The organism is Rhizobium sp. SAFR-030, from assembly GCF_059415005.1.
Genome location: NZ_JBPFDO010000002.1, coordinates 782,201 through 796,389 on the forward strand (window position 1 = coordinate 782,201; position 14,189 = coordinate 796,389).

The window sequence follows — 14,189 nt, forward strand, 5'->3', positions numbered from 1 at the left end:
GTTCCTGCCTTGATCGCGGTTAGCCGTTGAGTGGTTCGTCATTCTGAATTCGGGGTATCCTTCGCCAGAGCCGTGGCCTTGGAAGGTTTTCATGGAATGCCGCTGCCGCATGCATTAAAAGCGGACAGAGCGCCTCAACAAACGGAGGCGCCTCCGATTAACCTAGGGACTGCGACGCGTGCGTCAAGTCCCTCAACCGTGACCGGAACATTTATTGTCGTCAGACCAACCCGGCTCGGAGCGCAAGCCTGTCACGCATGGCGGTCAAGTCAAGGCGCCGCGCGCCGATGCACTGCGCAACCGTGAGAAGCTGATGGCAACTGCGGCAAAGGTGTTTCCCGCGCAAGGCACGAACGCCTCGCTGGAGGATATCGCGCGTCAGTCGGGCGTTGGTATCGGTACGCTCTACCGGCACTTTCCGACGCGCGAGCATCTGGTCGAGGCCGTCTATCGGCGCGAGTTGGAGAGCTTGGCGGCAGCGGCCGAACATCTTGCCGCCACGCGCCCTGCCGACGTGGCGCTCGAGGAGTGGATGGCCCGCTTCGTCCTCTACATCGCCGCCAAGCGCGGCATGGCCGAAAGCCTGAAGGCGCTGATGAGCGCCAATTCCGACCTGTTTACGGAAGGGACGTCGCGCATCCGCGAAGCGATGGAGGGGCTGCGCGCCAAGGCCTCCGCCGAAGGCCTCATTCGCAGCGACATGGACACCACCGACCTCTTGCACGCCCTGTCCGGTATATATTCGATGTCGGATCTTCCCGATTGGAAGCCGCGCGCTCACCGCCTCATCGGGCTGCTGATGGATGGCCTGCGGACGCGGGCATAGTCGCCGCGAGCGTTCACGGCCGGATGAGGCGGGCTGCGGTACGTTCGAAGGTCTTGATCCCGCGCTTGAAGCCGGCAAGCGGCTCGGCGAGCCCGCCGAACGCCTCGATCGGATCCGTGGCATTGAGCACCACGAGATCGGCCCAGGCGCCGATGTCCAGGCCGTAATTCGAAAGTCTCATCAGCCGTGCCGGAAGCGTCGTCACCAGATCCATGCATATCCGGAAATCCGTTGGGCCGAGATGCATGACGTTGGCATAGAGATTGGCCATCCTCAGCAGCGAAGCATCACCGAAGGGCGTGAACGGATTGAGGACGTTGTTCGTTGCGATCGAGGCGGTGATGTCGCGCTCGGCCAGCAGGTGCACCGGTGCCACGCCGCGGACCGCACGGAACCCCTGATCTCGGCCGTTGAGGTAGAGGTCGGTGGAGGGCAGGGCGGTCACCGCCACGCCCGCATCGCGTAGCAGTGCAGCACTTCTTTCAAAGGCAGCTGGGTCCATCGCCGCAAGCTTGGTCGCATGACCGACGGCGACCCGGCCGCCATAGCCTTGTCGGATCGTGCGGCGGCAGATCTCTTCCAGATGTGAGCCTTGCGGATTGAGATCGAAGTCGAGATGGAAGTCGAGATCGACATCGTGGGCCCTGGCCATTGCAAACAGCCGCTCCATCTGCGCCGACGGATCGCTATCCGTATAAGGGCACCCGCCCAGCAGATCCGCGCCGTCCGCCAGCGCCTGTTCCAGAAGCGTTTCTGTGCCCGGATCGTTGGTGAGGCCTTCCTGCGGAAAGACGCAGATCGACAGGTCGAGGGCGAAGGCATAATCGCGCTTCAATTGCCGGATTGCCTCGAAGCTGCGCAGGCCGGCCCGCGGATCCACCTCCACATGCGTGCGCATGTGCATCGTCCCCTTGGCGATTGCCATTTCCAGCACGCGGGCGCCGCGCTGATATACGTCCTCGACGGCGAATTCGCGCTTCAGCTGCGATACGGCGGCGATTGCCCCCTTCAGGCCGCCACCAGCATCGAGACAGCGGCATATGAGGCAGGCCTTGTCCAGATGCACGTGGGTGTCGACGAGACCCGGCGCGACGACCCGTCCGCCGAGATCGTGGCTGTCGCGGGCGGTGAGCGAGCCGGCAGGCGCCAGACCGGCGATGCGTCCATCGTGTATGCCGATATCGATCAGGTCATTTCCGGGCCACAGGCGGGCATGGCTGAGAACGACATCGAAGAGCGGGGTGGTCGACATGCAGGGATCCGCTGGACAGAACGAGGGGTCGCTTCTTCTGTAACCCGCTCGCCGCCGATTGCGGAAGCACAAGTTTTGCGTCGCCTGGGGCGCGGGCTGCGATCCGCACTTGGCAGCCCGCTGGATGTCGCGCACAACTGAATGGACCGCCGGACGGCCGGCGACCATCGCCTAATCAAAGAGAGCCTTTTTGCATGCACATCTCTCCTCGTCCGCTCGACGCAGCAGCCGGAATGGTCACCAGTCCACATCCGCTGGCGACGCAGGCCGGCGTCGACGTCCTGGAGAAGGGTGGCAATGCGATCGAAGCGGCAGTGGCGACCGCCGCGACCCTGACCGTCGTCATGCCGCATTTTTGCGGGCTTGGCGGAGATGCCGTTTGGCTGGTAGCGGACCGCGAGGGACGACGTGCCTCGCTGCTTGGTATCGGTCAAGCCGCAGCCCGGCTGCCCCATCTCTCATCGCCGATCCCGCTGCGGGGCGCCGGCTCGACCCTCACCACCGCATGCGCCGTCGACAGCTGGGACCATGCGCTGCGCTACGCGGCGAGACACTGGTCGCAGTCATTGGATATCCGTGACCTTCTGCGCACGGCGATCGATCTTGCCGAGAACGGCTATCCGCCGACGCGATCGCAGACCTTCTGGCTGGAGTTTCGTGCGGCGGAGATCGAGGCGTGGCGCGGCTTCACCGATGTCTTCGATCATCGCCGGCAGTCGGGCCCGTTTCGCCAGCCGGAGCTTGGCTCTGTCCTGCGCCAGATGCAGGCGGACGGGCTGCGCTCATTCTACGACGGTCCCCTCGCTCGCCGCATTGCGGAGGGTCTTGCCGATGCAGGCTCGCCACTCGGACTTGCCGATCTTGCCGCGACCGTCACACGCGAGGAAATGCCGCTGTCGATCGCCTATCGCGGCCTGACGCTGCTGGCGCCGCCGCCTCCGACGCAGGGGCTGTCGACCCTGTCGATCCTCGGCATCCTTCAGAATTTCGACCTTTCGACCATGCCCGGCGGCAGCGCCGACCGCATTCATTTGCTCGTCGAGGCGGTGAAGCAGGCGTTTCTCGATCGGGATACCATCGCCGATCCGGACGGTAGCGACATCGACTATTCCGAACGGCTCGAACCCGACCACCTGGCGGAGCGCGCCGGCCGGATCGACATGCACGCCGCAATGCCATGGCCGCACGCCCATCGGCACGGCGATACGGTGTTCTTCGCCGTGACCGACCGCGACGGTCGCTCAGCCAGCGTGCTGCAAAGCACCTACTTCGACTGGGGAAGCGGTACGGTGATCGGCGATACGGGGATCCTCTGGCAGAACCGCGGCGCCGCCTTCTCCACTCGTGCTGGACACCCCAATGTGGCGGCTCCGGGCAAGCGTCCGTTCTACACGCTCAACCCCGGCATGGCGCTGAAGCGGGATCGGCCGCATCTCCTCTACGGAACGCAGGGCGCCGACGGCCAGCCGCAGACGCTTGCAGTGGTCCTGACAGCGTTGATCGACGGGCATATGACGCCGGAGCAGGCGCTGGCCGAGCCGCGTTTCCTGCTCGGCAAGACGTTTTCCGACGCGCGCGACAGCCTGAAGCTCGAAGCCTCGATGGGCCGCGGGACCCAGCAGGCGCTGGAAAGACGCGGGCACGCGGTTGCCGAACTGCCGGCTCTGTCGCCGCTGTTCGGCCAGGCCGGCGTCATCCGCATAGAGGACGACGGGAGCCTGAGCGGCGCCCATGATCCGCGCGGTGAGGGCGTGGCATTGCCTGCTTGGGCGCCTGCGGATCGGCTTGACGCTTGATCTGTGACGGCGGCTCTGCTTTGCAGGGGAACGTTCCGAATCCCAGATGATCCGGGCGCGGACAATCGGATTGGATGGCATCGTGGCAGAACTTGATCCAAATGCGCGGAAGCTCGCGACCACTCTCTTGAACCGCTATCACGGCGATCGACTGATGATGGGGATCGCCGGCCCGCCCGGATCCGGTAAGTCGACGCTCGCCGACGCGGTTGTCGAGGAAATCAACCGCGAGCGGCCCGGGCTTGCCGCCGTGTTTCCGATGGACGGGTTCCATTTCGACGACGCGGTTCTGACCGAGATGGGTCGGCTCTCGCACAAGGGCGCGATCGATACCTTCGACGCTCACGGCCTGCGCCACATGCTCGAACGGCTGAAGGACAATCGCGACGATGTCGTGGCGGTGCCGGTGTTCGATCGGGCGATCGAGATTGCCCGGGCCGGTGGGCGGCTGATCCGCCGGGAGACGGGCATCATCGTCTGCGAGGGCAATTACCTGCTGATGCGTCAGGCGCCGTGGGACCGGTTGAAGCCGATCTTCGACATGACGGTACTGGTCGAGGTGGACGTGGAGGATCTGCGCCGCCGTCTGCGCGCCCGCTGGGAAGGCTTCGGGCTTTCCGAAGAGGACATCCGCCACAAGCTGGACGGCAACGACCTGCCGAATGGAATGGCGATCATGGAGGGCAGCGCCGAGCCCGATCTGCGGATCCGGAACTGATCTTCCGGCCTCTGCGCGACATAGACACGGCCGGCTTCTTCGCAGAAGTCGAAAGTCATGGATCATTTTTTTGCCATGCGCGTTAATGAACACGTCGCTGCGGGCTTGGACAACCGCCGCCTTCAGGCAGCGACAGCATCAAAGGAGTTTTTCGATGAACAGGATTCTCGCAGCAGCAGTTTGTGCACTGCCTGTCATGACCAGCGCTGGCGCTGCTATTTCCGCAGATCTCGTTTCGCGCGACCGCGCGCCCAGATATGCGGAATCGGATCAGCGCGGCGGCGTCCGGATCGGCTATCTGGATTGCTCGGTCGGCGGTGGCGTCGGCTACGTGCTTGGCTCGGCCAAGGAAGCCGAATGCGTCTTCACCTCGACGATGGGCGGTGAGCCGCTCGATCGTTACTCGGGCGTCGTGCGCAAGATGGGCGTCGATCTCGGCTTTACCACCCGCAGCCGCCTGATCTGGGCTGTGTTTGCACCGACTGCAGGCTACCACCAGGGCTCGCTCGGTGGCCTCTACCAGGGTGCCTCCGTTGAAGCGACCGTCGGCGCCGGTGTCGGCACCAACATCCTGGTCGGCGGAACCTCGGGCTCGATCCACCTGCAGACTGTCAGCGTCACCGGCCAGCTGGGCCTCAACGTCGCAGCAACCGGCACCTCGGTTACCCTGACGCCGGAAGGCTGATCACCACGGCTGCATCCTTCCACGCGAAGGGTGCAGCCGTCGCCGCTACCTCTAGCGTGCGGAAATTCCCATTGCCGCCTTCAGGTCGTCCGACATCGGAAGGTCGAGGCTGTAACGCCCGCCACGAATGGGCCGCATGAACCACTTGTCATAGATCTCCATCATCTTCGGCCCCTGGTAGATACGAACGAGGCTGTCGGCGACCAGCGCGGCGAAGGCTGGGTCGTCGATGCGCGTCATGAACCCGTAAGGCGCCGGATCCCCCAGGGGTTCGTCCGAGATGACGTAGTCATCCGGGTTGCCGGTACGGATCACCATGCTCCTCAGAAGCACGTCATCCATGGCGAAGGCCGACACGCTGCCGTCCTCCACAAGATCGAAGGCAGCCTGGACATCCGCCACGGGTACGGCTGCAAGCCCCAGCTTCTTGTCGCGTGAAAACTGAAGGATCTGCCCGACATTGACGGTGCCCAGCACGACGCTCACCGTCTTGCCGCGCAGATCGTCGATTGTGTGGATGCCGGATTTCTTCAGCGTCACGAAGTGGGTCTGGGCGATAAAGTGCGGCGGCGCGAACGAGGCCACCTTGCGGCGATCCGGCGAGCTGGTGCTGGCGTTGCATTCGATATCGATGTCACCATCGTTGAGAAGCTGAATGCGGTTGGCCGGCGTTCGCGGCACGTATTCGACCCGCACCGTGCCAACGCCCATCGGGCCGGCGATTTCGCCGGCGAGCTCGTTGCAGAGATCGATCGAATAGCCGGCGATGCTGCCGTCGGTCTCTTTGAAGGAGAACGGCGCAGTGGTGCCGTAGCCGACGCGCATAACGCCGGTTTCCCGGATCCGATCGATCGTCGAAGTCGGTGCCTGTGCGCCGGCACTGTCCGCACCGGCAATCGCTCCGAGGAGCAGTAGAAGCATCAGGCGCATCGCCGGGCGGATGCCGCCGCTGCTGGATGGTTTTGCTAAGAGACGCTCAATGATCATATTCGCGCGGCTCCCGGATGAAGGACTTCAGCTCGTCGGACATCGGCAGCTTCATGTTGAAACCATCCGGCGGCACCGGCGACTGGAACCAGCGATCGTAGATGGCGGTGATTTCGCCGTTTGTGTAGATGCGCTTCAGGATGGCGTTGACCTCGGTCTTGAAGGCCAGGTCGCCGGACGGCAGCATGATCCCATAGGGTTCGGGCGGACTGAGCGTCTCGCTGGAAATGGTGAAGGCGCTCGGGTCGCTGGCGGCCGCGACCAGGCCCGCGAGCAGGATGTCGTCCATCACGAATGCCGAGGCGCGGCCGTTCTCGACCATGTCGAAGGCTTCCTTGTGCCCCTTGTTGAGAAGCACCGAGACGTTCAGGCCGCGGCTCCGGTTGACGGCGTTCAACTGCTCGAGGTTGATGGTGCCGGTGGTTGCCGCGACGCTGCGGCCGGCAAGATCGGCGACCTTGTCGAGATGCGCGTTCGCCTTGGCGACGAAACGCGTCGCCGTGATGAAGTGCGGGTAGGTGAACTCGGCAAGTTTGCGGCGCTCGGCGTTGTTGGTCGTCGCGGCGCATTCCATGTCGATCTTGCCGGCCTTGATCAGCACGAAGCGGGTGGCCGCGGTCACCGGTACATATTCGATGGCGATGTCAGGCACTTTGAGGCTCGCCTTCAGTCCATCGACGATGCGATGGCACAGTTCGATGGAGTAGCCGGCCGGCTTGCCGTCGAGGACGTAGGAAAAGGGGACCTCGGTCAGCCTGTGGCCGATGACGATGACGCCCTTTTCGCGGATCTTTTTCAGGGTGTCCGGATGCTGGTCGGCAGCGGAGGGGCTGGCGATGCCGGCGCTGAACATCATCGGGAGGATGAGGGAGAGACCGAACCCCCACGCCCTGCTGAGGTCGCGGTGCCGGAGGGTTGGGGATAAGCGATAAAGCAGTCGAAGTGTCTGGCAGAGCATGGCATTCGATCCTTCGCTATCGGATAGCGGCAGCCGCCGCCTGGGGAAGTACTGGAGTGGTGCTAATCGGCATGATTTCCGGTCGTCCGAAATAGTATCCCTGCGCCGAGTGGCAGCCGAAGACCTTGAGGAGTTCGACCTGGCCCCTTGTCTCGACGCCCTCGGCTGTCGTCTTCATCCCGAGCTGGTGGGCAAGGCTGATCGTGCTCGTGACGATGCTGCGGCAGTCGCTGCTGGTCTCGATGGCGGAAACGAACCGCCGGTCGAGCTTGATGCGCGTGAAGGGGAGGTCGGCCAGGTAGGCGAGCGTCGCATAGCCGGTGCCGAAATCGTCAACGGCGATACCGACGCCCATCGCACGGATCGCGTTCATCGTCGGCAAGGCCTGGGCATGGTCGAGCAGCAAGGATTCGGTCAGCTCGATCTCCAGGCGATGGGCGGACAGGCCGCTGGCCTCCAGCGCCGCGCGGATGCGCTGGGGCAGGTCTTCCTGCCGCATCTCCATGGCCGAGACGTTGACGGCGACCGTTTGGCCGTTGTCCCAACTGGCCGCCGTCATACAGGCGCGCTTCATCACCCATCGATCGAGTTCGGCGATCAGGCCGCACTCCTCGGCAACGGAGATGAACAGGCCTGGCGGAACGAGCCCCTTCTCAGGGTGTCGCCAGCGAACCAGCGCCTCGTAGCCGCTGGTGGCGCCGCTTCTCAGATCCATGATCGGCTGGTAGTGAATTTCGAATTGTTCCTGCGCCAGAGCCTGAACCAGTTCTGCCTCCAGCGTCGCGCGCGCCGAACTGGGCATCGTCATGCCCTTCTGGAAGACGTTGTAGGTGCCGCGACCGGCGGCCTTGGAGGCATAGAGCGCAAGGTCGGCATTGTTGAAGAGAATGGCCGGATTGTTGCCATGCACCGGCGCCGAGGCGATGCCGATGCTGGTGCCGATTTCCAGCGTCAGGTCTCCGATCCGATAAGGCTGCGATACCGCCTCCAGGATGCGTCGCGCCAGCCGTTGTCCGGCTCGGGTGTTGGCCGGCAGCCTCTGGATGAGGGCGAACTCGTCGCCGCCAAGACGTGCCAGCACGTCGTCGTCGCCGATCAGCGAACGGACGCGTTCGCTGGTCATGATCAGAACTTCGTCGCCGACGGCATGGCCATAGGTGTCGTTGACCGGCTTGAACCGGTCGAGATCGAACAGGATGACGTTGAGCGCCGTGCCGTCGGCGGCGATTTCCGCCAGTGCGGACAACAGGGCCTTTTGCAGGTAACTGCGATTCGGCAGTCCGGTCAGCGGGTCGTGATGGGCGAGATGTTCCATCTGCGCGGCCGTCTCACGCACCTTTCGCAGGTGTTCGCGCTCGACGACGGCCTCGCGCAGCGTCTCGATGGCGCTGGCCAACTGGCCGATCTCGTCCTTGCGCCGCCTGAACGGCGTGACCGTGCCGGTATCATCCCGGGCGATCCGCTTCAGCGCGTCGATGAGTGCCGGCACCGGCCGGAAGATGTGGCGCATGACGAGTACGATCGTCGCGCCGGTGGCCAGCATGATGATCGCCAGCAGCATCAGCGAGTTGCGATAGAAGGCGCTGCGCGTCGCCAGCAACTGGTCGGCGGTGCCGATGCTTGCCGCGACCGCGCCTAGAAGCTTGCCATCGGTGGTCTCGATCGGCAGGAAGGCGATGAAGCTCTCCTCGTCGCCGATGGTCGCGAAGCCGGTGAAGATCCGTCCGAGGGAGTTGCTTCGCACGGCCCCCGGATCGAGAAGCGGAAGATCCTGTTCGGCGCCACTGCTTTCGGCAATGCTGTAGAAGGTCTGGTCGGTTGCCTCATAACGGAACAGCCAGACATCGTTCTTCGTCTGTATGCTGGCAAGCGCCAGGACATCGGCGGGGATGAAGCCGGTATCCAGTACCGATTGGTCGTCGCCGATCATACGATCCGAGATGATCCGCATGATCTGCCCGCTGCCGGCCAGGTCGACGGTGACGAAGGTGTAGATGCTCCGGAGTGCCGAGCTTGCCACCTGGGCATTCATCTCAGCCTGACGGCGCCACTCCTCGCGCTGGCTGCGCTCCATCATCAGCCAGCCCGTTGCCGCGCCGGACACGTAGGCGAGCGCAACGGCTGCCAGCAGGAAGGCTGTCACCTTGCCGAACAGCGACCCGCGCCACGGAAGCGAGGCGCCGCTGCGTCTGGTTCGGTCGGCATTTAACCTGGACTGCATTGCCCAAACCCTTCCCCTGCGACACTCGAAAGCTCGCGGGCGAATTGTCAGGGAGAACGCGTTGACAAAAAATTGACACAGTGTGCCAACGCGGGAAAAACCCGTTCCACAGTTAACAATGCTTATTGATGTGTGGCAGGTTTACAACCGAAACGCGGTCCCCGAAAGCAATTCTGGTGGAACTGCGTGAGGGCTTGGCAGCACCCGCTATGGAAAAGGTGTCGTCGACGCCTGCAGGGTTGCGGCGGATGTCCGCACGAGATCTGCGATCTCGCCAAGCTGGCGGGCGATGGGGCTGGTGCACCGCCAGATCATGCCGATCCGTCGTGACGGCTGGGGATCGTCGAACCGAGCGGTCGCCACCGCGGCAGACCGTGTTTCGACGGAGACGGCGATTTCCGGAATGAGCGTGATGCCGATGCCCGCCCCGACCATCTGAACGAGGGTCGACAGCGAACTGCCGTCGAGCAGTTCTCTCGGCTTGGACACGCCCGCCTCGGCAGTGCAGAAGGACAGAGCCTGCTCGCGAAAACAGTGACCCTCCTCGAGCAGCAGCAGCCGCATTTCGCGCAGCTTTGCCCGGCTCGGCACCGGCTTGTCGGCATCGGCAACCGGCCGGACCAGCAGAAAGGGTTCCTCGAAGAGCGGGACTTCCATCAGCGACGGCTCGGAGACCGGCAGCGCGACGATTGCCGTATCGAGCCTGCCCTCGGAGAGCTCCTCGATCAGTCTGGTCGTCACGGTCTCGCGGACGTGGATGTCGAGCCCCGGATGCTCGGCCATCAGGTCGGCGATCATCCTTGGCAGCAGGTAGGGAGCTATCGTCGGAATGACGCCGATGCGCAGGCGCCCCAGCAGACGGTGCCGCGAGGCGCGTGCCAGATCTTCCAGTTCGTCCACCGAGCGCAGGATATCCCGTACCCGGCCGACGAACTCCTCGCCGAAGCGGCTGAGGCGGATCTGCCGGGCGCCGCGCTCCAGGAGGTCCACACCGAGACTTTCCTCAAGCTCCTTCACCTGCACGGAAAGCGCGGGCTGCGATATCGCGCAGGCCTCTGCTGCCCGGCCGAAGTGCCGGTGCCGGGCGAGCGCCTCGAAATAACGGAGCTGTCGGAGTGTCAGGTTTCTCATAACCTTAGCCTATCAAAGCGATCAGTTTATCCTGCTTACACTAATCATGGGGCTTTGCTATAGCTGGGTTGATGAAGATGATCGACTGCGGGGCGGGGGCCTCCGGTGCGATGAAATGTTTCACACGACCGTCACGCGCGTGATGAATGGTCGGACAATCAAGACAACCATTGGAGATTGAGATGGATGTAACCAAGACGAGTGCTGCCGGCAAATGTCCGGTCGTTCACGGGGCAACGAGCGTCTCGATGCGGTCGAACCGCGACTGGTGGCCCAACCAGCTCAACCTTCGCATCCTGCACCAGAACACGGCGCTGTCGAACCCGATGGGCACCGCCTTCAACTACGGCAAGGCCTTCGAGGGTCTCGATCTTGCGGCCGTCAAGCAGGACCTCGTGGCGCTGATGACCGACAGCCAGGATTGGTGGCCGGCCGATTACGGTCACTATGGCCCGTTGTTCATCCGCATGGCGTGGCACAGCGCCGGCACCTACCGCACGGCCGACGGTCGCGGTGGCGCGACCTCGGGTACGCAGCGTTTCGCTCCGCTCAACAGCTGGCCGGATAACGCCAACCTCGACAAGGCACGTCGCCTGCTGTGGCCGATCAAGCAGAAGTACGGCAACTCGCTGTCCTGGGCCGACCTGATGATCCTCGCCGGCAATTGCGCTCTCGAATCGATGGGCTTCAAGACCTTCGGTTTCGGCGGCGGCCGCGCCGACGTCTGGGAACCGGAAGAGGACATCTACTGGGGTGCCGAGCGGGAATGGCTGGCGACCAGCGACAAGGAACACAGCCGCTACAGCGGTGATCGTGAGCTCGAAAATCCGCTTGCTGCCGTGCAGATGGGCCTGATCTACGTCAATCCGGAAGGTCCCGATGGCCATCCCGACCCGCTGGCATCGGCGCGCGACATCCGCGACACCTTTGCCCGCATGGCGATGAACGACGAGGAAACCGTCGCCCTGGTCGCCGGCGGCCACACCTTCGGCAAGACGCATGGCGCGGGCGACGCGGCACATGTCGGTCCGGAGCCGGAAGGTGCGGGCATTGCCGAACTCGGCCTCGGCTGGATGAGCACCTACAAGAGCGGCAAGGGGTCCGACACCATCACCAGCGGCCTCGAAGGCGCCTGGACGTCGAACCCGATCACCTGGGACATGGGCTATTTCGACGTGCTGTTCGGCTATGAGTGGGAACTCGTCAAGAGCCCGGCCGGCGCGTTCCAGTGGCACGCCCGGAACCTTGCCGAGAAGGACATGGCACCCGATGCCCAGGATCCTTCGAAGAAGGTGCCGATCATGATGTCCACTGCCGACATGGCGATGCGCATGGATCCCGCCTACGAAGCCATCTCCCGCCGCTTCCATCAGGACCCGGCTGCGTTTGCTGACGCTTTCGCCCGCGCCTGGTTCAAGCTGACCCACCGCGACATGGGCCCGAAGGTTCTCTACCTCGGCCCGGAAGTGCCGGCTGAAGATCTGATCTGGCAGGACCCGATCCCGGCCGCCGATCATTCGCTCATCGATGCGCAGGATATCGCCAACCTCAAGGCGCAGATCCTGGCAAGTGGTCTGACCTCTGCCGAACTGGTGCAGACGGCCTGGGCTTCGGCCTCGACGTTCCGCGGTTCCGACAAGCGCGGCGGTGCCAACGGCGCACGGATCCGCCTGGCGCCGCAGAAGGACTGGCAGGCCAACCTGCCGGAGCAGCTCGCCCGGGTTTTGGCCAAGCTTGAAGAGATCCAGTCTGCGTTCAACGCGGCGCAGGCCGGTGGCAAGAAGGTATCGCTGGCCGATCTGATCGTGCTGGGTGGTTCTGCTGCGGTCGAAAGTGCCGCTCGTGCCGCCGGTCACGCGGTCGAGGTTCCCTTCAAGCCGGGCCGCACCGATGCCACCCAGGAGCAGACAGATGTCGATTCCTTCGACGTTCTGGAGCCGGTCGTCGATGGTTTCCGCAACTACCAGAAGGCGGAGTTCACCATTTCGCCGGAGGAACTGCTGATCGACAAGGCGCAGCTGCTGACCCTGACCGCGCCGGAAATGACGGTCCTCGTCGGTGGCCTGCGGGTTCTCGGCGGCAACTACGGCGGCACGCAGCACGGCGTGTTCACCAGCCGTCCCGGCCAGCTCACCAACGACTTCTTCGTCAACCTGCTCGACATGGGAACCGCATGGGCGCCTGTCACCCCGGCCGAGCACCTCTTCGAGGCTCGCGACCGCAAGACCGGTGCGGTGAAGTGGTCGGCAACCCGCGTTGACCTGGTGTTCGGTTCGAACTCGCAGCTGCGCGGCCTGGCGGAAGTCTACGCCCAGTCGGGCAACGAGAAGAAGTTCGTCGACGACTTCGTCGCCGCCTGGACCAAGGTGATGAACGCCGACCGGTTCGAGCTGGCTTAAGGCCATCTGCTGTAACTGAAAACCAACGAAGGCGGCCGGCTAACCCGGCCGCCTTTTTCGTGTCCGTCATCACCGGGAAGGCGCCCGTCCATTTACGGTTTGGTCGGGCATGGACGGATGCATCGGGATTGACGATCATGCAGCTGGCGGCTGCCGCACATCGGCGCGCCACGACCGCGAGATGATGGAGGAGATCAGACGGTGCCACAGACATTCCAGGCCATGGTGATCGATATGGTCGAGGGGCGACCGCAGGGGCGATTTCGCGACCTGACGCTCTCCGATCTTCCTGACAACGACGTGCTGGTCGAGGTCGCCTACTCGACCGTCAACTACAAGGATGGCCTTGCGATCACCGGCAAGGGCAAGATTGCCCGGACGCTGCCGATGATCGCGGGGATCGATCTTGCGGGCACGGTCGTCGAATCCCGCAGCGATGCCTGGAAGCCGGGGACCAAGGTGCTGGTCAACGGATGGGGTCTGTCGGAAACCGAGGCCGGCGGCTTCAGCCGCTTCCAGCGCCTCAAGCCGGAATGGCTGATCTCCCTGCCGGAGGCATTTTCCCTGGAGGAGGCCATGGCAATCGGCACGGCCGGCTATACCGCCGCCCTCTGCGTCGATGCACTCGAGGACTGGGGCATGGCTGGCACGGAGGGTGGCGAGGTCCTGGTGACGGGGGCCGCCGGAGGCGTCGGTTCGATCGCGATCAGCCTGCTGGCCGCCAAGGGATACAATGTTACGGCGTCGACGGGCCGACCTGAGACGCACAACTATCTCCGCAAGCTCGGTGCGGCAGGCTTCATCGATCGTGCGTCATTGAGCGAAAAAGGGCCGCCGCTGCAGAAGGAGCGGTGGATCGGCGCGGTCGACTCGGTCGGATCGACAACGCTTGCCAACATTCTGTCGCAAACCGTCTACGGTGGCGCGGTTGCCGCCTGCGGCCTGGCGGGAGGAGCCGATCTGCCGGCAACCGTGCTGCCGCATATCCTGCGCGGCGTGGCGCTGCTTGGCATCAACTCGGTGATGACGCCGATCGCCAAACGTCTGAAAGCCTGGGACACGCTGAGCCGGCACCTGGATCACGATCACCTGCGCGAACTGATGGTCGTGGAGCCAATGTCGGCCTTGCCGCGGGTCGCCCAAGAGATCGTCGAGGGACAGATCCGCGGTCGGGTGGTGATCGAGATCGGCAGCTAGCGGATCGCCGTCTCCCCAA

11 protein-coding genes are annotated in these 14,189 nt (G+C 64.1%); 6 read left to right on the forward strand and 5 right to left on the reverse strand.

What is annotated here, in order from left to right; translation table 11 throughout:
* The first annotated feature begins 214 nt into the window (after nt 1-214).
* Nucleotides 215-826: a TetR/AcrR family transcriptional regulator gene (locus ACR65N_RS09260; protein WP_430307265.1), complete on the forward strand. Its 612-nt coding sequence runs from the start codon at nt 215-217 to the stop codon at nt 824-826.
* Nucleotides 827-839: 13 nt separating this feature from the next.
* Here ACR65N_RS09260 and ACR65N_RS09265 read toward each other — a convergent pair whose 3' ends face one another.
* Nucleotides 840-2,078: an amidohydrolase family protein gene (locus ACR65N_RS09265; RefSeq protein WP_440456735.1), complete on the reverse strand. Its 1,239-nt coding sequence runs from the start codon at nt 2,076-2,078 to the stop codon at nt 840-842.
* Between the two features lie 233 nt (nt 2,079-2,311).
* On the opposite strand from ACR65N_RS09265, the gene ACR65N_RS09270 reads away from it, so the two are divergent.
* The 3 genes from ACR65N_RS09270 (at nt 2,312) to ACR65N_RS09280 (ending at nt 5,277) form a co-directional block, all read left to right on the forward strand.
* Entirely contained in the window at nt 2,312-3,874 is a 1,563-nt protein-coding gene (locus tag ACR65N_RS09270; RefSeq protein WP_440456804.1) for a gamma-glutamyltransferase family protein, read from the forward strand.
* Nucleotides 3,875-3,956: 82 nt separating this feature from the next.
* A complete protein-coding gene (locus ACR65N_RS09275) occupies nt 3,957-4,592 on the forward strand; it encodes a nucleoside/nucleotide kinase family protein (protein WP_440456736.1) in 636 nt (211 codons plus the stop codon).
* Between the two features lie 154 nt (nt 4,593-4,746).
* Nucleotides 4,747-5,277: a DUF992 domain-containing protein gene (locus ACR65N_RS09280; RefSeq protein ID WP_430307268.1), complete on the forward strand. Its 531-nt coding sequence runs from the start codon at nt 4,747-4,749 to the stop codon at nt 5,275-5,277.
* 51 nt (nt 5,278-5,328) lie between these two features.
* Here the strand turns inward: ACR65N_RS09280 and ACR65N_RS09285 are convergent, their stop codons facing one another.
* The 4 genes from ACR65N_RS09285 to ACR65N_RS09300 all read right to left on the reverse strand — a co-directional run bounded on the left by ACR65N_RS09285 (nt 5,329) and on the right by ACR65N_RS09300 (nt 10,574).
* A complete protein-coding gene (locus tag ACR65N_RS09285) occupies nt 5,329-6,264 on the reverse strand; it encodes an amino acid ABC transporter substrate-binding protein (RefSeq protein WP_440456737.1) in 936 nt (311 codons plus the stop codon).
* Complete coding sequence (locus ACR65N_RS09290; protein ID WP_440456738.1) at nt 6,254-7,120, reverse strand: amino acid ABC transporter substrate-binding protein; 867 nt, start codon at nt 7,118-7,120, stop codon at nt 6,254-6,256. The genes ACR65N_RS09285 and ACR65N_RS09290 overlap by 11 nt, the downstream gene beginning before the upstream one ends.
* A gap of 118 nt (nt 7,121-7,238) precedes the next feature.
* Nucleotides 7,239-9,443 (reverse strand): putative bifunctional diguanylate cyclase/phosphodiesterase, encoded by a 2,205-nt coding sequence (locus tag ACR65N_RS09295; protein WP_440456739.1) that lies wholly within the window; start codon nt 9,441-9,443, stop codon nt 7,239-7,241.
* Nucleotides 9,444-9,650: 207 nt separating this feature from the next.
* The gene (locus tag ACR65N_RS09300) at nt 9,651-10,574 is read right to left on the reverse strand and encodes a LysR substrate-binding domain-containing protein (RefSeq protein WP_440456740.1); all 924 of its coding nucleotides are present in this window, start codon (nt 10,572-10,574) and stop codon (nt 9,651-9,653) included.
* Between the two features lie 182 nt (nt 10,575-10,756).
* Here ACR65N_RS09300 and katG point away from each other — a divergent pair, with 182 nt between their 5' ends.
* Both katG and ACR65N_RS09310 read left to right on the forward strand, forming a co-directional pair.
* A complete protein-coding gene (gene katG, locus ACR65N_RS09305) occupies nt 10,757-12,973 on the forward strand; it encodes a catalase/peroxidase HPI (RefSeq protein ID WP_440456741.1) in 2,217 nt (738 codons plus the stop codon).
* A 201-nt stretch (nt 12,974-13,174) separates the two neighbouring features.
* Nucleotides 13,175-14,170 (forward strand): MDR family oxidoreductase, encoded by a 996-nt coding sequence (locus tag ACR65N_RS09310; protein ID WP_440456742.1) that lies wholly within the window; start codon nt 13,175-13,177, stop codon nt 14,168-14,170.
* The last annotated feature ends 19 nt before the right edge of the window (nt 14,171-14,189 follow it).